The organism is Amycolatopsis vancoresmycina (assembly GCF_000716785.1).
Lineage (GTDB): Bacteria > Actinomycetota > Actinomycetes > Mycobacteriales > Pseudonocardiaceae > Amycolatopsis > Amycolatopsis vancoresmycina.
Genome location: NZ_JNYY01000011.1, coordinates 14,446 through 32,539 on the forward strand (window position 1 = coordinate 14,446; position 18,094 = coordinate 32,539).

20 protein-coding genes are annotated in these 18,094 nt (G+C 72.7%); 8 read left to right on the forward strand and 12 right to left on the reverse strand.

Translation table 11 applies throughout. The features are described 5' to 3' along the window. Positions 1–35 precede the first annotated feature (35 nt). Together OO60_RS25705 and OO60_RS25710 are read right to left on the reverse strand one after the other, a co-directional pair. On the reverse strand, positions 36–1,031 hold the full coding sequence (locus OO60_RS25705; RefSeq protein WP_003097909.1) for a LacI family DNA-binding transcriptional regulator: 996 nt from the start codon (positions 1,029–1,031) through the stop codon (positions 36–38). Positions 1,032–1,062: 31 nt separating this feature from the next. Next, positions 1,063–1,827, reverse strand: coding sequence for a Crp/Fnr family transcriptional regulator (locus tag OO60_RS25710; RefSeq protein WP_155848961.1), 765 nt, complete (start codon positions 1,825–1,827; stop codon positions 1,063–1,065). A gap of 97 nt (positions 1,828–1,924) precedes the next feature. Here OO60_RS25710 and OO60_RS25715 point away from each other — a divergent pair, with 97 nt between their 5' ends. Next, positions 1,925–2,455, forward strand: a complete 531-nt coding sequence (locus OO60_RS25715; RefSeq protein ID WP_003097914.1) for a Pycsar system effector family protein — start codon at positions 1,925–1,927, stop codon at positions 2,453–2,455. A 2-nt stretch (positions 2,456–2,457) separates the two neighbouring features. On the opposite strand, the gene OO60_RS25720 is transcribed toward OO60_RS25715, so the two are convergent. Continuing rightward, positions 2,458–3,144 carry a Crp/Fnr family transcriptional regulator gene (locus OO60_RS25720; protein ID WP_003097917.1) on the reverse strand — a complete coding sequence of 229 codons (687 nt, stop codon included), beginning with the start codon at positions 3,142–3,144 and terminating at the stop codon, positions 2,458–2,460. A gap of 135 nt (positions 3,145–3,279) precedes the next feature. On the opposite strand from OO60_RS25720, the gene OO60_RS25725 reads away from it, so the two are divergent. From OO60_RS25725 to OO60_RS25735, 3 genes are read left to right on the forward strand one after another with little or no spacing between them, the layout of a single operon-like run. Then, a complete protein-coding gene (locus OO60_RS25725) occupies positions 3,280–4,941 on the forward strand; it encodes a peptide-N4-asparagine amidase (protein ID WP_033262225.1) in 1,662 nt (553 codons plus the stop codon). Positions 4,942–4,951: 10 nt separating this feature from the next. Continuing rightward, positions 4,952–5,593: a class I SAM-dependent DNA methyltransferase gene (locus tag OO60_RS25730; protein ID WP_003097922.1), complete on the forward strand. Its 642-nt coding sequence runs from the start codon at positions 4,952–4,954 to the stop codon at positions 5,591–5,593. Positions 5,594–5,645: 52 nt separating this feature from the next. After that, a complete protein-coding gene (locus OO60_RS25735) occupies positions 5,646–6,923 on the forward strand; it encodes a cytochrome P450 (protein ID WP_003097924.1) in 1,278 nt (425 codons plus the stop codon). Positions 6,924–6,925: 2 nt separating this feature from the next. Here OO60_RS25735 and OO60_RS25740 read toward each other — a convergent pair whose 3' ends face one another. Next, complete coding sequence (locus OO60_RS25740) at positions 6,926–7,552, reverse strand: alpha-ketoglutarate-dependent dioxygenase AlkB (protein WP_003097926.1); 627 nt, start codon at positions 7,550–7,552, stop codon at positions 6,926–6,928. 74 nt (positions 7,553–7,626) lie between these two features. Next, on the reverse strand, positions 7,627–8,202 hold the full coding sequence (locus tag OO60_RS25745; RefSeq protein ID WP_003097928.1) for a dihydrofolate reductase family protein: 576 nt from the start codon (positions 8,200–8,202) through the stop codon (positions 7,627–7,629). 217 nt (positions 8,203–8,419) lie between these two features. On the opposite strand from OO60_RS25745, the gene OO60_RS25750 reads away from it, so the two are divergent. Then, positions 8,420–9,022 (forward strand): hypothetical protein, encoded by a 603-nt coding sequence (locus OO60_RS25750; protein ID WP_081655929.1) that lies wholly within the window; start codon positions 8,420–8,422, stop codon positions 9,020–9,022. Positions 9,023–9,044: 22 nt separating this feature from the next. Here the strand turns inward: OO60_RS25750 and OO60_RS25755 are convergent, their stop codons facing one another. After that, positions 9,045–9,980 (reverse strand): RluA family pseudouridine synthase, encoded by a 936-nt coding sequence (locus tag OO60_RS25755; protein WP_003097932.1) that lies wholly within the window; start codon positions 9,978–9,980, stop codon positions 9,045–9,047. Between the two features lie 16 nt (positions 9,981–9,996). Continuing rightward, positions 9,997–10,374 (reverse strand): DUF5313 domain-containing protein, encoded by a 378-nt coding sequence (locus tag OO60_RS25760; protein ID WP_003097933.1) that lies wholly within the window; start codon positions 10,372–10,374, stop codon positions 9,997–9,999. Positions 10,375–10,453: 79 nt separating this feature from the next. Here OO60_RS25760 and OO60_RS25765 point away from each other — a divergent pair, with 79 nt between their 5' ends. Together OO60_RS25765 and OO60_RS25770 are read left to right on the forward strand one after the other, a co-directional pair. Further along, positions 10,454–10,891, forward strand: a complete 438-nt coding sequence (locus tag OO60_RS25765; protein ID WP_003097935.1) for a MarR family winged helix-turn-helix transcriptional regulator — start codon at positions 10,454–10,456, stop codon at positions 10,889–10,891. A 35-nt stretch (positions 10,892–10,926) separates the two neighbouring features. Further along, complete coding sequence (locus OO60_RS25770) at positions 10,927–11,808, forward strand: TIGR03854 family LLM class F420-dependent oxidoreductase (protein WP_033262226.1); 882 nt, start codon at positions 10,927–10,929, stop codon at positions 11,806–11,808. Here OO60_RS25770 and OO60_RS25775 read toward each other — a convergent pair. The 3 genes from OO60_RS25775 to OO60_RS25785 all read right to left on the reverse strand — a co-directional run bounded on the left by OO60_RS25775 (position 11,805) and on the right by OO60_RS25785 (position 15,333). Beyond that, a complete protein-coding gene (locus tag OO60_RS25775; protein ID WP_004558916.1) occupies positions 11,805–12,587 on the reverse strand; it encodes a hypothetical protein in 783 nt (260 codons plus the stop codon). The two genes, OO60_RS25770 and OO60_RS25775, sit on opposite strands and share 4 nt — an antisense overlap. A 55-nt stretch (positions 12,588–12,642) precedes the next feature. Continuing rightward, on the reverse strand, positions 12,643–13,761 hold the full coding sequence (locus OO60_RS25780; protein WP_004558915.1) for a hypothetical protein: 1,119 nt from the start codon (positions 13,759–13,761) through the stop codon (positions 12,643–12,645). Positions 13,762–13,827: 66 nt separating this feature from the next. Further along, entirely contained in the window at positions 13,828–15,333 is a 1,506-nt protein-coding gene (locus OO60_RS25785; protein ID WP_033262228.1) for an MFS transporter, read from the reverse strand. A gap of 120 nt (positions 15,334–15,453) precedes the next feature. Here OO60_RS25785 and OO60_RS25790 point away from each other — a divergent pair, with 120 nt between their 5' ends. After that, positions 15,454–16,614, forward strand: a complete 1,161-nt coding sequence (locus tag OO60_RS25790; RefSeq protein ID WP_033262229.1) for a DUF1015 family protein — start codon at positions 15,454–15,456, stop codon at positions 16,612–16,614. Here the strand turns inward: OO60_RS25790 and OO60_RS25795 are convergent. After that, the gene (locus OO60_RS25795; RefSeq protein WP_004558400.1) at positions 16,611–17,534 is read right to left on the reverse strand and encodes a hypothetical protein; all 924 of its coding nucleotides are present in this window, start codon (positions 17,532–17,534) and stop codon (positions 16,611–16,613) included. The two genes, OO60_RS25790 and OO60_RS25795, sit on opposite strands and share 4 nt — an antisense overlap. Then, positions 17,534–18,040: a DinB family protein gene (locus tag OO60_RS25800; protein WP_033262230.1), complete on the reverse strand. Its 507-nt coding sequence runs from the start codon at positions 18,038–18,040 to the stop codon at positions 17,534–17,536. The genes OO60_RS25795 and OO60_RS25800 overlap by 1 nt, the downstream gene beginning before the upstream one ends. Positions 18,041–18,094: the final 54 nt, after the last annotated feature.

The following is an 18,094-nucleotide window of genomic DNA, read 5'->3' on the forward strand; positions in this document are numbered from 1 at the left end:
GAGCCTGCCCGATGGACCGGTGAATCCGAAACGATTTAGCGGCGCACCCGGGTCGACTCGCGCACCACCAGCTCGGGCGTGAACACCACCGCCTGCCGTTCCGGCTTCGTGTCCGACGTCTCCGCCAGCAGCAGTTCCGCCGCCGTGCGGCCGAGGCGGCGGGCCGGCTGGCGGACCGACGTCAGCGGGACCGCCGCGGCGCCCGCGAACTCGATGTCGTCGTACCCCACGATCGCCATCTCCTCCGGGACGCGGACCCCGGCGCCGACCATCGCCTGCAGCACGCCCAGAGCAAGCAGGTCGTTCGCGCAGAACACCGCCGTCGGGCGAGGGCTCATGCCGAGCAGGCGGGCGCCGGCGTCGCGGCCGGAGGTGACGTCGAGGCCGATCGCTTCCAGCACGGTCAGCTCGGCCCCCGAGCCGGTCAGCGCGGTGCGCAGGCCCTGCTCGCGGTCGCGGCACTGGGCGAGGATGGCGGGGCCGTTGACGAAGGCGATCCGCCGGTGACCGGTTTCCAGCAGGTGCCGTCCGCCGAGCGCGCCGCCGGCGACGTCGTCCACCGACACCGAACTCGCCTCGGCCGCCGGGGCCTTGCGGTCGACGAAGACGTACGGCGTGCCGGTGCGCCGGAACGTCCGCAGGGCCTCGCCGGACGTCGCGACCGGGCTCAGCAGCACGCCGCGCACCCGCTGCTCGGCGAACATCGCCAGGTACGACGCCTCCAGCTCGGACCGCTGGCCGCTGTTGCAGGTGATGATGTTGAGGCCCTCGGCGTGCGCGGCCTGCTCGGCGCCGCGGGCGACGTCGACGAAGAACGGGTTGCCGAGATCGAGCACGAGCAGCCCCATGACGCGGCTGCGGCCGGCGCGCAGCTGACGGGCCGACTCGTCGCGGACGTAGCCCAGCTCCTCGATCACCGACAGCACCCGGCTGCGGGTGGCCGCCGCGACCACGTGCGGCCGGTTGACCACATTGGACACCGTGCCGATCGAGACGCCGGCCCGTTTCGCGACGTCCTTGATGCCGACCACGGAACCCCCTCGCTGAGAGAGCGTGAGCCTATCATGATCTGAAACGTTTCAGGACCTGCGGATCGGTCTCGTCGAGCTTGCCGAACCGCAGCAGCGCGCCGAGGTCGGCGACGACGATGCGCCGGTACTCGCTGCGGAGGACACCCAGCCGGTGGAGGCGCTGGGTGGTCTTCTCGAACGTGCTCAGCGCGACCCCGGTGAGGGAGGCGATTTCGGCCTGGGTGAGGGAAAGGTCGAGGATCCAGCCCTCGCAGCTGGGGCGGCCGTGGCGGCGGACGATCTCGGCCAGGACGCGGCCGACCCGCATCGGCGCCGGGCAGCTGAGGATCTCGGCGCGGCGGCTGTTCGCCCAGTGCAGCCGGGTGCTCAGCGAACTGGCCACCGCCCGCCACAAGTCGGGATGGCGGTCGAGGAACTCGGTGAACTGCGCCTTGCCGACGAGGTTCGCCCGGACGGGCGTGCAGGTCTGCACGTTGGCCGACCGCCGCCGGTCTTCGAAGACCGACAGCTCGCCGAGGATGTCGCCCGGGCCGCGCAGCGCGAGCAGCACCGGACGGCCGAACTCGGTGTCGACGACCACCTTCAGCGTGCCGGTCAGCGGGATCACCACGTGGTGGCTCGGCTCGCCCTGCCGCAGCACGGTCTGCCGCGCGCGGTAGGTCACCGGCGTCCCGAGGTCGAGCAGGGCGTCCCCGGTGCTCGCCCCGAGCAGCCCGAGCACCGAGTCGGCCGGCCATTGTCGTTGCTGGTTCAGCGCTACCCCCGTGGTCCGGACGCTGCCGTCGCGGCGTGTCACGCCAGGGAAGCCCGGACCGGCGCCGGTGAACCCGTCATCCGATGGGGTGCGGGCGCCCGGATCGCGGAAAAGTGGGTGCGGGAGAACGGAGATCGCGATGAGCCCGAAGGCGGTGAAACGCGTGCCGGCGCCGGAACCCGGGCTGGTGCGGGAGCTCGACACCGCGCTGAGCACCGTGACGTCGTTCCAGGGCGCGGTGCAGCACGCGGACGAGAAGGTGCGCACGGTGGTCGCGGTGCAGAGCACGATCACCGCGCTCGTCGCCGCGCAGCTGGCCTTCCTGCCGGCGGCCCAGCCGGCCGCGGGCCTGCGGACGGCGGTGTTCGCGATACTGGCCTGCTTCGTCGCGGGGTACGGCTATTCGGCGTTCCAGCTGGTCCAGGCCCTGCGGCCGCGGACCGAACGCCTCGCCGTGCCCAACCGGTTCGCCTTCCCGACCGTCGCGGGCGCCGCCGGGCCACCCGCCCGCGCCCCGGTGCGCCGGCAGTGCGCCGAAGCGCACCAGCTGTCGAGGCTGCTGGCCGAGCTGGCGATGGTCAAGCACCGCCACGTCCGGCGGGCCTTGGCCGGCACCGGTGTGCTGTTCCTCTGCGGCCCGTTGCTGCTGCTGGTCACCGCCCTCGCGTGAGATCAGCCGTCGGCGACGGCCTCCAGCCGGGCGCGGTCGACGACGGTGATCCGCCGGTAGCCGGTGCCGACGACGCCGGCGTGCCGGAACCCGGCGAGCGCGCGGTGGACCGTCGGCTCGGCGGCGCCGACGAGCCCGGCGAGCTCCGGCTGGGTGAGGTCCAAGCCGATCTCGACCCCGCCGCGGCCGGGCGTGCCGTAGGCCGCCGCGAGTTCCAGCAGCACCCGCGCCAGCCGGATCCGCACCTCGCGGCTCCCGAAGTCGACGCGCCGCCGGGTCGCCCAGCGCAGCTTGCCGGCCACGCTGCTGCCGACCGCGAGCGCCACGTCGGCGTGCCCGGCGAGAAACCGGCGGAACTCGGCCTGCGGGACGAGCCGGGCGCCGACCCGGCCGGCGCAGGTGACCGTCGCGACCCGGGGCTGCCCGTCCATGCTCGCGAGCTCGCCGATCAGCTCGCCCGCGGCGCGGATGGCGAGCAGCGCCAGGTGTCCCTCCGGGGTCGTGGCCGTCACCTTGACGAACCCGGCCACGAGCACGAACGCGTGCGTGGTCGTTTCGCCTTCCCGCAGCAGGACTTTGCCCGGGGCGTAGTCGCGGAGGGTGCCCAGGCCGAGCAGGCCGGCCCTCGACCTCTCGGGCAGCTTCGCCAGGAAGCTGCCCGGGGGGAAGTCCCCGGTCAGGCTGCTCACGGCCGTCCTCCTCACCCGCCGTGCATGCTACGGACCGGCCCGGCCGCCGACCAAGGGCGGCGAGCCGCGTGACCGGGCTTTGTCCGGTTGATGTCCAGCCGTTCGTCGGGCGGGCACCGGGATAGGGTGGCCCGCGTGCGGAGACGACTGGTGTTGATCGGTGCGGTCCTGTCCCTGCTGCTCCTTCCGGGCGTCGCCGTGGCTTCGCCGGTCGTGGAAGGCGACACCGACGATCCGGTGACCGCCGCGCCCGCCGTCTCGCGGCCGGACACCCCGCACTGCACCGTCACCCTCGCCGATGCCTTCCGCTCCAACGCCGCCGACGGCAGCCCGCGGTTCTACGAGGGCACGCTCGCCCCGCCGAAGGCCTGCCCGGGGCCGTGGGCGAAGGTCGTCATGGACCAGACCGTGACGGTCAGCGGGCGGCAGTACGACCGGATCGGCGACCTGCGGATCGGCGGCACCGAGGTCTGGTGGGGGACCACCGAGGAACCCAGCGGCGAGGGCCACCGCGCGATCACCTACCACTTCGCCAAGGACCTCACGCCCTACAGCGCGCTGCTGCGCACCCCGCAGCCGTTCCACGGTGGCATCGAAAACTACAACTCGGCGGTCTACACCGGCGTCTACGCCCAGACCGTGACGCTCACCTACTACCAGGCGGACCGGCGGCACCCCGCGGCCGTCACGCCCGATCACGTCGCCGGGTTCGGCCACGCCGACGCCACTCCCGCCGCGCCCACCGTGCACTTCACCGCGCAGGGCCTGCCGCGCAACATCACCCGCGCCTACCTCGAGGTCACGCTCGAAGGCCACGCCTGCGACGAGCAGTGGTTCGACGACGTCCCCGACGCCGTCGCGGCGAAGTACCCGGCGGCAGGCCTGTGCGGGAAGGGCCCGTACCGCGAGGCGAACTTCGCGATCGACGGGACGGCGGCCGGGAGCGCGTTCACGTTCCCGCACATCTACTCCGGCGGGATCGTGCCGCAGCTGTGGCGGCCGGTCGTCGCGATCGACACCTTTAGCCTGCACGCCGAAACCTACGACGTGACGCCCTTCGCGGGCCGGCTCGTCGACGGCGGTACCCATGACCTCTCCTTCTCTTTCCCGGACATCGGCGGCGAATTCACCGTCGTCCCGACGCTACTGCTCTACACCGACAAAAACGCCGCGCAGACGTCCGGCGCCCTGGTCCAGCACGATGTCGCCGCCGCGCCGGCCCGGCAGACGACGGCCAAGGACATCTCCGGCGGCGTGAACGTGACGGTGACCGCGAAGCGCACCGACGTCACGGCGGGCTACGTCGACACTTCCGCCGGCCGCGTGTACACCCGCGTCGAGCGCACCCGCGACTACCGCAACAGCGACGACGTCACCGGCGACGGCTTCACCCAGCACGTCGTGCAGGCCGACGCCGGCCACCAGACGTCGGTGTCCACAGTGGACGGCCGGGTGCGGTCGGCGGACCGGCACACCTGGTCCTACCCGCTGACGACCGACGCGACGGCGAACATCACCGACGACCAGAACCTCCGCATCTCGGGCTCGGCCGACATGACGAAGACCCTCGCCGACTTCACCGGCGACGGCCGGACCTGGCGGCCGTCGAGCGCGTCGCGGGAGTGGCTGGGCTCGTCCGGCGTGCTGGCCCGCACGAACGGGGTCAACACCGAGGCCGACGGCCGGTCCCGGACGCTCTTCACCGGCACCGACGACCTGGGCCGCCCCTACTTCCACTACGTCGCCAGCGAGCACGGGCTGATCACCGAGAACCGGATTGTCGGTGGCCGCGGATAAGGTCCGCCTCATGACCGAACCCGCCTTCGTGACCGAGACCCGGACCGCCTACGACACCGTCGCCGACTCGTACGCCGAGCAGCTGCGGGACCTGCTGGACGAGAGCCCGTGGGACCGGGCGATGCTGAGCACGTTCGCCGAACTGGTCGGGAAGAGCGGCCCGGTCGGTGATCTCGGCTGCGGCCCGGGCCGGTTGACGGGATACCTGGCGTCGCTCGGGCTGGACGTGTTCGGCGTCGACCTCTCGCCCGGCATGGTCGGCGCGGCCCGCCGGGCGCATCCCGGACTGCGCTTCGAGGTCGGCTCGCTGGCCGCCTTGGACCTGCCCGACGGGAGCCTGGCGGGCGCGGTGGCGTGGTACTCGCTGATCCACACCCCGACGGCGGAGCTGCCGGCGGTGATGGCGGAGCTGGCGCGGGTGCTGGCGCCGGGCGGGCGGCTGCTGACCGGGTTCCAGGTCGGCGACGAGTGCCTCCGCATCACGCAGGGCTACGGCCACGACGTCGCCCTGGACGCCTACCGGTTGCCGCCGGACTTCGTGGCCGGGCTGTGCGCCGCCGCCGGGCTGGTCGTGGAGGCGCGGGTGGTCCGCGAGCCGCAGCCGCCCGAGAAGACACCACAGGCCTACCTGCTGGCGCGCAAGCCGGGGTGAACCCCGTCTCGCTCCCGTCACCCGATCGGGCTAGTGCGGTACTGTCGGCGGCATGGGGAGTCTCCGCTCACGGGTCCTGGGCTGGGTCGGCCGACGGTACCTCGCCCGGCAGTCGAAAAAGGGCTTCGACCTCGAGAAGATGTCGGCCATCCTGCCCGATTCGGCGCTGCTGCCGCTGAAGCGGGACGGCCTCGACCCGGTGCCCGCGATGGCCGAGCGGCGGAGCGAGGCCCCGATCGGCAAGCTCGACCTGCCGTTCGGGATGAACGCCTGGCTCGTCACCGGGTACGACGAGGCGAAGGCCGTGCTCGGCAAGGCGACCGGGTTCTCCAGCGACTTCGGCAACCTCGTCGGCAACGCCGGCGTGACCGCCGACCAGAACCCGGGCGGCCTCGGCTTCGCGGACCCGCCGGTGCACACGCGGCTGCGGAAGCTGCTCACCCCGGAGTTCACCATGCGCCGGCTCGGCCGGCTGGCGCCGCGCATCGACGAGATCGTCGCCGAGCAGCTCGACGCGATGGCCGCCACCGACGGCCCGGTCGACCTGTGGCAGGCGTTCGCGCTGCCGATCCCGTCGCTGACCATCTGCGAGCTGCTCGGCGTGTCCTATGAGGACCGCGAGGACTTCCAGCGGCTGAGCACGGCCCGCTTCGACCTCTTCGGCGGCGCGGGCGCCTCGCTCGGCGCGATGTCGGAGTCGCTGACGTACCTGCTGGACATCGTCAAGAAGCAGCGCGAACAGCCCGGCGACGGCCTGCTCGGCATGCTGATCAAGGAACACGGCGACGAGATCGACGACCGCGAACTGGCCGGCCTGGCCGACGGCGTCCTCACCGGCGGCCTGGAGACGACGGCGAGCATGCTGGCCCTCGGCGCCCTGGTGCTGCTGCGCGACGAGCAGGCGATGGCCGCCGTCCGCGGCGACGACGAGTCGGTGCACCGGTTCGTCGAGGAGCTGCTGCGCTACCTGACGGTGGTGCAGATGGCGTTCCCCCGCTTCGCCAAGGAGGACATGGAGATCGGCGGCGCGCGGATCGCCGAGGGCGACATCGTCCTGGTGTCCCTGTCGGCGGCGGACCGCGACCCGAAGCTGGGCCCGGACATGGAGACGTTCGACGCCACCCGCGAGCCGACGTCCCACCTGGCGTTCAGCTACGGCATCCACCGCTGCATCGGCGCGGAACTGGCCCGCATGGAGCTGCGCACGGCGTACCCGGCACTGATCCGGCGGTTCCCGAACCTGCGGCTCGCGGTGCCGGAGGACGAGCTTTCGTTCCGCAAGGTGTCCATTGTGTACGGCCTGGACGAGCTCCCGGTGCTGGTGGACTGAGCTCAGCGCACCCCGCGCGGCCGGAACTGGATGCTGATCCGCGGCCCGGCCGCCCGGTTCGTCTTCGGGATCGCGTGTTCCCACGTGCGCTGGCACGAGCCGCCCATCACGATCAGGTCGCCGTGGCCGAGGGCGTACCGGTGCGACTCGCCGCCGCCGCGGGGGCGCAGGGCCAGCTGGCGGGCCGCGCCGACCGAGAGGATCGCGACCATCGTGTCCTCGCTGCTGCCGCGGCCGATGGTGTCGCCGTGCCACGCGACGCTGTCGCGGCCGTCGCGGTAGTAGCACAGGCCCGCGGTGCGGAACGGCTCGCCGAGTTCACCGGCGTAGTGCGCGCTCAGCGCGTCGCGGGCCTCGGCCAGCACGGGATGGGGGAGAGGCGCCGCCTCGCGGTAGAAGCACAGCAGCCGGGGGACGTCGACGAGCCGGTCGTACATCCGCCGGCGCTCCGCCTGCCACGGGACGCCGGTGACCAGGTCGGTGAACACCTCGTCGGCGCCGTCGAGCCAGCCCGGCTGCACGTCGATCCACGCGCCGGAGCCGAGTTCGGTCCGCCGCGGCGCCAGCGCATTCAGCGTGACGGGGCCGGATTCGCCGAACAGCGATGCCTGCAGTGCCGGGGTCGTCATGGGTCCGACCATACACGACGTTCGAACAAATGTTCTACGTGAAACATCGCGCAGCCGGCCGGACCCGGCGGCGGTCAGTGCACGACGTCGTAGACCAGCTTCTGGATCCCGTTGCCGTACGTCTCGGACTCGACGAGCTTCAGGTTCTGCTTGTCCTTGTCGGTCTCGCTGAACAGCCGCTTGCCCGCGCCGAGCAGGACCGGGAAGACCAGCAGGTGGTAGCGGTCGATCAGGCCGGCGTCGGCCAGGGCGCGGTTGAGGGTGGCGCTGCCGTTGACGATGATCGGCCCGCCCTCGGTCTCCTTGAGGGCCGCGACCTCGTCCAGGGACCGCAGGATCGTCGTCTCGCCCCAGTTGTCCACCAGGCCGGCTTCGGTGAGGGTCGTCGACACCACGTACTTCGGCATCGCGTTGTAACCGGCGAACTCGACGGTCATGCCCGGCCAGACCGGCGCGAACGCCTCGTAGCTGACCCGGCCCAGCAGCAGCGCGGTGGCTTCTTCCTGCTCGGCGCCCTTGATGGCGTAGGCGGCCGGCTCGAAGTCGACGTCCTTGAACGTCCAGCCCGCGTTCCGGTAGCCCGGCTCCCCGCCGGGGGCCTCGACGACGCCGTCGAGCGAGACGAACGAGGTGGAGATCAGGGTGCGCATGGGGTGCTCCTCGGTGGTCGATCTTGCTTCTGCAAGTCTGTCGAACGGGGTGGGCCGGATTCGACAGCGGGTCCGGAGAAAACTTCCGACACACCGCGGCGGCGGAGAGTGGCTCTTGCCCGTCGCCGCGCGGGCTCGTACAGTCACTTCCACGCCGGACACAGGTCTGGACCTTTGTCCGAGCCACCGCCGCCTCGAGTGACACAGGAGGTTGACGGTGCGCAGACTTCACGGTGCGGTCGTGTTCGCGGCCGCGGCGCTGGGACTCGCGGTCTTCACCCCGGCGGCGGACGCCCAGGTCGGCACGGGTCCGTGGACCGCGGACTCACCGGGCTACTCCGAGCAGCAGCGGGGGTGCGGCAAGATCTCCGGGCTGACGTTCCAGCTCACCTGCTCGACCGGCAGCGGTGACCAGCGCGCGGAACGCCGCTACACCACCTACACCGGCGGCACCCACCAGTTCGAGGGCTCGTTCAAGATCACCAGCATGTCCGGCTCCCGGATCAGCCTCAAGCAGACGTTCCGGGACGGCTCGAACGCCGGCCCGTACTTCCTGCTGGCGGTGGAGAAGGGCGGCCGGCTCTACGCCGTGCACGGCGGCGAGACGATCGCCACCGGCGCGACCGTGGGCACGAGCGTCCGGGTGAACACGATCAACCAGGTCGGCAGCACCCACAAGGTGTACATCAACGGCTCGCAGAAGGACTCCGTGTCGAGCCCCGGCGGCAGCTACTACGACAAGTTCGGCAGCTACCGCACGGCCAGCGGCGCCGGCCCGATCACCGTGCAGTGGAGCGGCATCAAGTTCTGGCACAAGTGAAACCCGTGGCGGCGTCCCCGGTTCACGCCGGGGGCGCCGCCCAGGCGTCCGGGTCGTCCCAGGCGGTCAGCCGCCGCCCGCTGGTGAAGCGGCGGTGCGCGCCGGTCAGCGGGTCGTCGAAGTCGAGGACCTTGGCCAGCAGCTGCAGGGGTTTCGTGAAGTCGCCCAGCGGCTTCTCGCGCAGCACCGGGTAGAAGTCGTCGCCGAGGATCGGGACGCCGAGGCCGCTCAGGTGCACGCGCAGCTGGTGGGTCCGGCCGGTCGAAGGCACCAGCCGGTACCGGCCCCGGCCGTCGCGGTGCTCGAGCAGGTCCACGTACGTTTCGGCGTTCGGCTCGCCCGGCACCTCCTGGGCGGCCAGCACCCCGCGGTCCTTGACGATCCGGCTCCGGACGGTCCTCGGCAGGGCCAGCTCCGGGTCGTACGGCGCGATCGCCTCGTACTCCTTGTGCACCCGGCGGTCGCGGAACAGCGTCTGGTACTTCCCGCGCAGCTCGGGCGTGATCACGAACATCACCAGCCCGGCGGTGACGCGGTCGAGCCGGTGGGCGGGGGACAGCTGTGGCAGGTCGAGGTCCCGGCGCAGCCGCACGAGCGCCGTCTCCAGGACGTGCTGCCCGCGCGGGATGGTGGCCAGGAAGTGCGGCTTGTCGACGACCAGCAGGTGTTCGTCGCGGTGCACGACGTCGATCGCGAACGGCACCGGCACCTCGTCCGGCAGGTCGCGGTGGAACCAGATGAACGAGCCGGGCGCGTAGGGCGTGTCGACGCCGAGCGGGCCGTCGGTGCCGTGGATGCGTTCCTCGCGCAGCATCTGCTCGATGCGGCCGGGCGTCACGCGCGGCAGCCGGTCGACGAGGTGTGCCAGCAGCGTCGGCCACTCGCCCTCGGGCAGTTTCAGCCGGGCGGGGTCGAGCCCGTGGCGGGGCGGGATCGGCGGGCGGAGCTTGCGTCTCATCGTCCCCCGACTGTAGCTAACCCTCCGACGGCGTCCGGTAGCGCGCGAGGTACCGGGCGGTCGCCTCGGCGTTCTTCGCCTCGGCGGCTTCCGCGCGGATCCGGCGTCCGGTGTGGTGCGGGAACCCTTGCCGTCCGAGCCGGTGCTCGACGCTCTCCTCCATGTAGGCGCACGAGTAGAAGTACGCGACGAGCGCGGCCATGAGGACCAGCGAAAGCCGCAGCCAGATCGACCCGGGCAGCAGCAGCCACACGGCGCACAGCGGCACGATGCCGATCGACCGCTGCAGCACGAACCGCGCACGCCAGTGCTTCGACGTCGCGTCGTGCAACGCCCAGTCGTTGAAGCGCTCGGGCAGCCGGACGCCCACGGCGTAGCCGAACCAGCGGAGCACACTCGGTCGTTCCATGACAGTGATAGTACACTAATACTTAGTGCACTAACTATTACCGCCGACACAGTAGGATCGGGACATGATCGACCTGGGTGAGGACCCCCTGAAGCTGGACCGGCAGGTGTGTTTCGCGCTGTCGGTGGCTTCGCGCAGCGTGATCGCGATCTACCGGCCGCTGCTCGAGCCGCACGGCCTGACCCACCCGCAGTACCTGGTGATGCTCGCGCTGTGGGAGCAATCACCGCGCTCGGTGAAGGAGCTGGGCGCGGCCCTGCGCCACGAGCCCGCGACGCTGTCGCCCCTGCTCAAGAGGCTGGAGGCGCTGGGCTACCTCACGCGCAGCCGCAGCCGCTCGGACGAACGCCGGCTGACGGTGGAGCTGACCGAGACGGGCCGGGCGCTGCGGGCGGAGGCGGAGAAGATCCCGTACCAGGTGGTGGAGACGCTCGGCATGGAGGTGGCCGAGCTGGAGGCGCTGCACGGCGTGCTGAGCCGCGTCATCGCCGCGACGGCCTGAGGAATGCCCCGCCGCCGGGCGGGGTTGCACGGTGTGTGCTGAAGATCAGGCTGGGCGTCGCCCCCGCGGCCGGCACCGGGCCGGCGGAGTTCGCCGGGCTGGCGCAGCGGCTGGAGGACGCCGGCGTCGACTCGCTGTGGCTGTCCGAGCTGGTCTATTCGCCCGAGGTCGACCCGATGATCGGGATGGCGCACGCCCTGGCGCGGACGTCGAAGCTCAAGGTCGGCACCGGCGTGGCCATCCTGCCGGGCCGCCACCCCGTCCTGGTGGCGAAACAGCTGCTCACCCTCGCCGGCCTCGCGCCCAAACGGGTCCTGCCGGTGTTCGGGCTCCGCCCGGCGCGCCCCGCGGAGAACGACCTGTTCCCGGTCCCGCCGGGCCGCCGCGCCGCGGTGTTCGACGAGTCTCTCGTGCTGCTGCGCCGGCTGCTGGAGGAGGACGAAGTGTCCTTCCACGGCGAGTTCTTCGACGTCGACGGGGTCCGCCTCGGCCCGCGCCCGGCCAAGCGCCTCGACGTCTGGCTGGGCGGATCGGCCCCGGCGGCCCTGCGCCGCACGGGCCGGCTCGCGGACGGCTGGCTGGGCAGCTTCCACACCCCCGCCCAGGCACGGGCCGCCCGCATCGCCATCCAGGAAGCCGCGGCCGAAGCGGGCCGCGAGATCGAAGCGGACCACTTCGGGCTCAGCCTCGCGGTGGCGGAGGGCGGCGTGCCGGCCGAACTCGCGGCCGTGGCGGCCCGCCGCAGTCCCGGCGTGCCGGTCACGGACCTGGTCGCGACGAGCTGGCCGGAGGCCCGGCGGCTGGTGGAGCAGCACATCGAGGCCGGGCTGTCGAAGTTCGTCATCCGCCCGGCACACGGCGACTTCGCGGGTTTCCTGGAGAAGTTCCAGGCGGAACTGGTGCCGTTGCAGAACTAGCCGTGGTTGAGGTTGCCGTGCACGTGGCCTACCTGGATCGCGGTCCCGCCGTGCATGTCGTGGATGACGTTGTGGGTGCCGGCCGGCTCCGGCACCGATTCGATCGTCGCCTTGGCCGCGGCCAGCTCTTCGGCGTAGTCGCCGGCGCCGTACCGCAGCAGGTCTCCGCTGGGGTTCGGGATGTAGAGGTAGACGGTCCCGCGGTACTCCTTGACCGAGACGTCCGCCGGGACGACCTTCGTCGCCGGGAGGGTGGCGTATTCGCTGGCGAGCACGTCTTCGAAGACCCGCTGCGACAGCGCGACGGCGAGGAAGGTCTGGTCGGGATCCGACCGCTCCAGCACGGCCCGCACGGGAGCGGCGTCGAGCAGCCGGTGCGTGGTGATGACCGCACTCCCGATCGCGGCGGCCGAAGTGCCCGGAGCCGTTTCGAGCACGGGCCCGACGTTCAGGCTGGCCCGCATCCGCAACCGCACCGACCGCCCGGCGGCCCGCAACCGCGCATCCCGCGCGGCGAGCACGACCTGCAGTTCGTCGAAGAACCGGCTGACGACGGCGGGCAGGAACCGCGGATCGAAGCCGAGGCCGTAGCCGTCCCCGGTGCCGTGCGGGAAGAGCGGGCTCTCCCAGACCTCCCCGAGCCCGGCGCGTTCGAAAGCGAGCCCGAGCACGTCCGGGATGGCCTCGACGACGGCGGCCTGAACGGCATCGGGCTGGCTGCCGAACCCTTTGGCATCGACAACGAGCAGGGCACGGTAAGGCGGGAGTTCGGCGAGCACGGTGAGGCCTTCCTGGTCGCGGCCGAGGCCACCCGATTCTGACGGACGAGCCGAGTCACCCGCACATCCGGGACACGACCGCCGGCAGCGGTGCCGGGGAGAGCGGGACGGCTCGTGCCGGTTCGCTCAGGCCGAGCAGCTCGTACATCTCCTTGCGCAGGATCGTCCCGGCTTGCCCCGGACGCGAGGTCAGCAGACCGGCGATGCGCGCGCCGAGGCCGCGGTCCTGCGCGCCGGCCGCCGCGTCGAGCTGGGGGAGGAGCGGCCGCGTGACGTCCCACAGCGGCGCGTGCTCGGCCAGGACGGCGGCCGGGCTGCCCGCCAGCATCGGCTGAGGTTCGTGCGGGATCCGCAGGACGGGAGTGCCGAGGCCGGCCGCGAAGGTACCGACTGACGTGTAGTCGGCGAGCACGTGGTCGGCGGCCGCGACCGCGCCGCGCCAGTCGGTGTGCGGAGCCAGCACGGCGAGCCCGGCGTCGAGGGCGTCGGAGAGCCAGCCGAGCACCTGGCCGCGGCCGTGGTGCGACCAGATCTGCGGGTGCAGGGAGGCGACCACCCGGAACCGATCGGGCGGCGCGGCCTCGACGATCTCCCGGAAGAGCTCCGGGTTGCGGCCGAACCCGGAGCGGGGTGACCAGGTCGAGGTGACCAGCAGGACTTCACGGTCGTCCGTGACGCCCAGTGCGCGCCGGTGCCGTTCACGGTGTTCGGTGGTGGCGACGAGCCGGTCGAAGGCGATGTCCCCGGCGACGACGGCGTGCGGGACGGCCTCCGGGCAGAACCGGGCGAGGACGTCGAGCTCGCGTTCGTGGGCGAGCGCGATCCGGTCGGGCCGGACCCGGCCGTCCCGCACCAGCTGCCCGGGGTGGAGGCCGGTGACGAGGTCGCCGTCCGCCGCCGTGCGCCAAGGGCGGTACTGGCCCAGGGCGCCGCCGTGGGCGACCAGGAGCGCCGGTCCCCGCACGGCCTCGAGACCGCGGGAACTCGCGGCGAGCACCAGCCCGTGGGTGTCCTGGCGGGCTTGCTGCATCGACAAGAGGACCTCGCCCCGGGCGCGGATGCGTTCGGCGGCGTCCGGCCGGTCTTCCCCGTCGTCCGGCACGGCGTGGACGCGCTGCGTCCGGTGGTCGCTCTCGAGGAGCGGAACGAGGTCTTCGAGCCTGGTGAGCGCCACGATGTGCGGGGCGAGGACGAGGACGGACTTGCCGGTCCGGGTCGCCCAGTTCTCCGTGGCCAGTGCTCAGAACTCCAATTGCTCCGTCTTCCGCGGCATCAGCAACAACGCCCCCACCGACAGGACGGCCACCGCTAGCAACCCCAGGAAAACATAGTGCGTCGCATCCGCCAACGCCCCGCGCACGAACACCGCCGCCGGTGAGTCGTCGTGTCCGCCCAGCACCAGGCTCGTCGCGTCCACCGAAGCCGGCAGCTGACCGACCCCCGGAGGCGGCGAAGCGAACCGCGAAGCCAGCGTCGCGTTCGCGATCGCCCCGAACACCGCCGCTCCCACCGCGCTGCCCAGCGACCGGCTGAACAGGTTCGTCGCCGTCACCACGCCGCGCCGGTCCCAGCCCACCACCGACTGGATCGCCACCAGGGTCGGGCTCGCCGCCAGCCCCAGGCCCACCCCGAGGACGAACGCCGCGAACGCCGCCGCCCACAGGGACGAGCCCGCGCCCAGCAGCGCCACCAGGACCCCGCCCAGGATGATGAACACGCTGCCGATCAACGCCGTGTCGCGGAAGCCGATCTTCAGGTAGATCCTGCCCGCCAGGGACGCCGAAATCGGCCAGCCCACCGTCAGCGCCGCCACCGCGAAGCCCGCCACCAGCGCGCCCGCGCCCAGTACTCCCTGGGCGTACGTCGGCAGGTACGACGTCAGGCCCATCAGGACCGCGCCCACCACCACCGCCACCAGGTTGCCGCCCACCAGGACGCGGCGGGTGAACACCCACAGCGGCAGCACCGGCTCGGCCGCCCGCTTCTCCACCAGCACGAACGTCACCAGCAGCGCCGCGCCCGCCACGAAGATCGCCACGCTCGGCAGGCTGCCCCACGCCCACGCGACACCTCCCTCGAGCAGGCCGAGGATCACCAGCGAACAGCCGATCGTCAGCAGCGCCGCGCCCAGGTAGTCGACCTTGTGCGGCTTGCGCTCCACGCGCTCGGTGAAGTTGCGGTGCAGCATCAGTGCCGCGATCGCGCCCAGCGGCAGGTTGATGAAGAAGATCCAGCGCCAGTCCAGGTACTCGGCGAACAGGCCGCCGAGCGTCGGGCCGACCACCGAGGCCGCGCCCCACACGCTGGCCACGTAACCCTGCACCCGCGCGCGCTCCTCCACCGTGTAGAGGTCGCCGATCACCGTCATCGACATCGGCTGGATCGCGCCCGCCCCGATGCCCTGGACCGCGCGGGCCGCGATCAGCACCGGCATGCTCCACGCGGCGCCGCACAGCACCGAGCCCACCAGGAAGGCCGCGATGCCGAAGAACATCACCGGGCGGCGGCCGAGGACGTCGGCGAACTTGCCGTAGAGCGGCACCGTCACGGCCTGGGTGAGCAGGTAGATCGAGAACAGCCACGGGAACTGCGCGAACCCGCCCAGGTCCCGCACCACCGACGGCACCGCGGTGGCGATGATCGTGCTGTCCAGCGCGACCAGCGCCGTGCTGAGCATGACCGCGATCAGGACCGGGCCGCGGTCCGAGCGGAAACCGACCCCTCTGGCGGCGGCGGACGTCGTCATCGGCGGGGTGCTCCTCGGGACCGTCATGACCGGAGTCAACTGCTTTGCAGTCCTAAGCATTCCATCCCGGCGGTGCCGGCCCCAGCGAATTTCCGCGGCCCGTGCCGGAAGATGGGCAGGATGAGCGACTGGATCCGGCCGATCGGGCCGGGGTGGGTGGTCCGCGACGCGGTCCCCGGCCCCGACGTCGACGAGTTCGCCGAGCCTGAGCGGGTGATCGCCGCGCTGGCCGCGCCCGGGGCCGCGGACAGCCTGCTGGCCGTGCAGCACCCCGCCCGCACGCCCGCGGCCCTGGCGCGCGGCCTCGACCTGGCGGCCGCCGTCCCGGTCGCCCGCGCCGTGCTCGAACGGCTGCGCCGGCGGTTCTACCGGCCGGTGCGCGACATCGTCGCGCCCTACCGCGTGGAAGGGCCGGACGGCGTGGCGCTCGGCCTGCTCTGCCTGGTCGACCCGGCGGCGGTGACCGACGACGGCGCCGCGCGGGTCAGCCACACCGAGGACGTCTACCCCGACGTCGTCGCCGAACGGGCCGCCGTCCTCGCCGGCCTGGGCTGCGCGACCAGCGCCGCGCTGCTCGTCCCGGCGTCCGGCGGGCGGGCGCTGACCGAGCAGGTCGAGCAGGCGTGCGCCGGGCTCGGCCTGCCCGATCTGTCCACTTCGGATGCGGCGGGCCGTCGCCACGACCTGTGGCTGGTGCCCGCCGGACCCCTGCAGAGCCGGCTGCTGGCCGCGGTCGCGGACGCGGACCTGCTCGTCGCCGACGGCAACCACCGTGTGGCCGCCGCCGCGGCCGCCGGGCACGGCGCCCTGCTGGCCCTGGTCACGGCCGGGCCCGCGCTGAAGATCGGCGCCATCCACCGCGTCCTCACCGGCACCGGCCTCGGCCCGGAGGACCTGGTGTCGCGCTGGTGCGCGGCCGGCCTGGACGTCCGCTACGACGAGCACGCCGTGCCGGTCACCGGCGAGGCCGTCGTGCGCGCTGGCTCGGCCGTGCTGCGGGTACCGCTCCCGGCCCCGGACGGACCCGGCCCGGTGATCGACCACGAGCTCGTCGAGCAGGTCCTGTTCGCCGGCGCGCTCGGCATCGACCCCGACGGCCCGTGCGTCCGCCCGCTCCCGGCGGGGCGCCCGCTGCCCCCGGACGCGGACGCGGTGGTCCTGCTGGCCCCGGTGAGCTACGCGGACGTCCTGGCCGTGCACGCGGCCGGGCGCCGGATGCCGCGCAAGGCGACCTACTTCACGCCGAAGCCGCGCAGCGGGCTGGTGCTGGCGGAGCTTTAGCGGGCGTCCCACCAGTTCAGGACCCGGGTGGCCGACAGCGTCAGCCACTTCGACGGCTGCCCGGCCGGGACGTCGACCGCGAACCACACGCGGCCGGGGTCGTCGCGCTGCTGGAGCCAGGTGCCGTCCGGCTGCCGCGCCGCGCGGATCAGCTCGACGGCCTCCGCCAGGCGCGGGTCGGGCCGACCGGCCGCGCGGAAGTACTCGGCCGCGTTCAGCGCGGTGAACCGCCAGCGGACCGGGGCGGAGAACTCGCCCACCCCCGGCACGATCGGCTCGCCGGTCGAGAGCCGCCGCAGCAGGTGGCGCTCCAACAGGTACTCCTCGCCACCCCGGCGGGCCGCGCGGGTGGCGGCCGAGCCGCCGGTGGCCGTTTCCCAGGCGAGGAGGCCCTTGAGCGCGTTCAGCGTCGAGTGGACGGACGAGCGCGTCGAACCCTCGACCCACTCGCAGTTCCAGCCGCCGTCGGGCAGCCGGTGCTCGACGAACCACTCGGCGAGGCCGGCGACGTCCGCGCCGAGCCACACCCCGTTGGCCAGGGTCCAGGCGTTGATGCAGACGTCGACTTCGCCGCCCCAGTACGGCAGGTCGTCGTACTCCCAGCGGCTGGTGCGCGCGAGCAGCTCGGCCGTGCCGCGCAGGACGGCGGCGTCGAGACCCCATTCGCGCAGGCTGTTCAGCGACCACGTCGTCGCCGTCCACGGCTGGGGCTCGTCTCCGCGGAAGCCCGCGGGGAAGAACGCGCCGCCCGCCCACTGGCCGTCGGGGTCCTGCCGGGCCAGCAGCCGCGCGCCGAACCCTTCGGTGGTGATCCGCGCCCGCGTCGCCTCCCAGACCTCCGGCGGCTCGCCCGCCAGGTCGCGCTCGACCTGCCAGCGCAGGGCCGGGTCGGCGTCGCGCAACCAGGCGAGCACGTCCATCAGGCGCCCGTGACGCCGTCGATGGCCTCGCGCAGGAAGTCGGCGTGGCCGTTGTGGCGGGCGTACTCGTGGATCATGTGCAGCATCACCAGCCGCAGCGAGACGTCCTCGCCCCAGCGCGGCTGGTGGCCGGTGACGTCCAGGGACTCGGCCGCCTCTTCGATCTTGCGGGATTGCTCGACCTCGGCCTCCCACACCGCGAAGGCTTCCGAGCGCGTCGACGAGGTCGCGTCGTAAGCGGCCTGGTAGTCGCCCTCGGCCGACCAGACGAGCGGGACGTCCTCCCGGTTGATCACCCGCCGGAACCAGGTGCGCTCGACCTCGGCCATGTGCCGGACCAGGCCCAGCAGGGACAGCGTCGAAGGCGGGCTCGAGGCCCGGCGGAGGTCCTCGTCGGACAGTCCGTCGCACTTCATCGCGAGGGTGGCGCGGTGGAAGTCGAGGAAGGTGCGGAGCATTTCGCGCTCGCCCCCGGTCAGGGGCGGTGCGGGACGTTCGGTGGTCACGAGGGAGTGTGTATCACGCTCAGAAATGTCGTACCCGTGTTTTAAGCTCGCGCC

Bases quoted from the DNA above. Each gene is read 5' to 3' on its own strand.
- OO60_RS25745 (WP_003097928.1), bottom strand. From the start codon at position 8,202: ATGCGCACCCTGATCTCCACCTCGTTCGTCTCGCTCGACGGCGTCGTC.
- OO60_RS25795 (WP_004558400.1), bottom strand. From the start codon at position 17,534: ATGGACGTGCTCGCCTGGTTGCGCGACGCCGACCCGGCCCTGCGCTGG.
- OO60_RS25715 (WP_003097914.1), top strand. From the start codon at position 1,925: ATGAGCCCGAAGGCGGTGAAACGCGTGCCGGCGCCGGAACCCGGGCTG.
- OO60_RS25730 (WP_003097922.1), top strand. From the start codon at position 4,952: ATGACCGAACCCGCCTTCGTGACCGAGACCCGGACCGCCTACGACACC.
- OO60_RS25735 (WP_003097924.1), top strand. From the start codon at position 5,646: ATGGGGAGTCTCCGCTCACGGGTCCTGGGCTGGGTCGGCCGACGGTAC.
- OO60_RS25740 (WP_003097926.1), bottom strand. From the start codon at position 7,552: ATGACGACCCCGGCACTGCAGGCATCGCTGTTCGGCGAATCCGGCCCC.
- OO60_RS25785 (WP_033262228.1), bottom strand. From the start codon at position 15,333: ATGACGACGTCCGCCGCCGCCAGAGGGGTCGGTTTCCGCTCGGACCGC.
- OO60_RS25790 (WP_033262229.1), top strand. From the start codon at position 15,454: ATGAGCGACTGGATCCGGCCGATCGGGCCGGGGTGGGTGGTCCGCGAC.
- OO60_RS25765 (WP_003097935.1), top strand. From the start codon at position 10,454: ATGATCGACCTGGGTGAGGACCCCCTGAAGCTGGACCGGCAGGTGTGT.
- OO60_RS25755 (WP_003097932.1), bottom strand. From the start codon at position 9,980: ATGAGACGCAAGCTCCGCCCGCCGATCCCGCCCCGCCACGGGCTCGAC.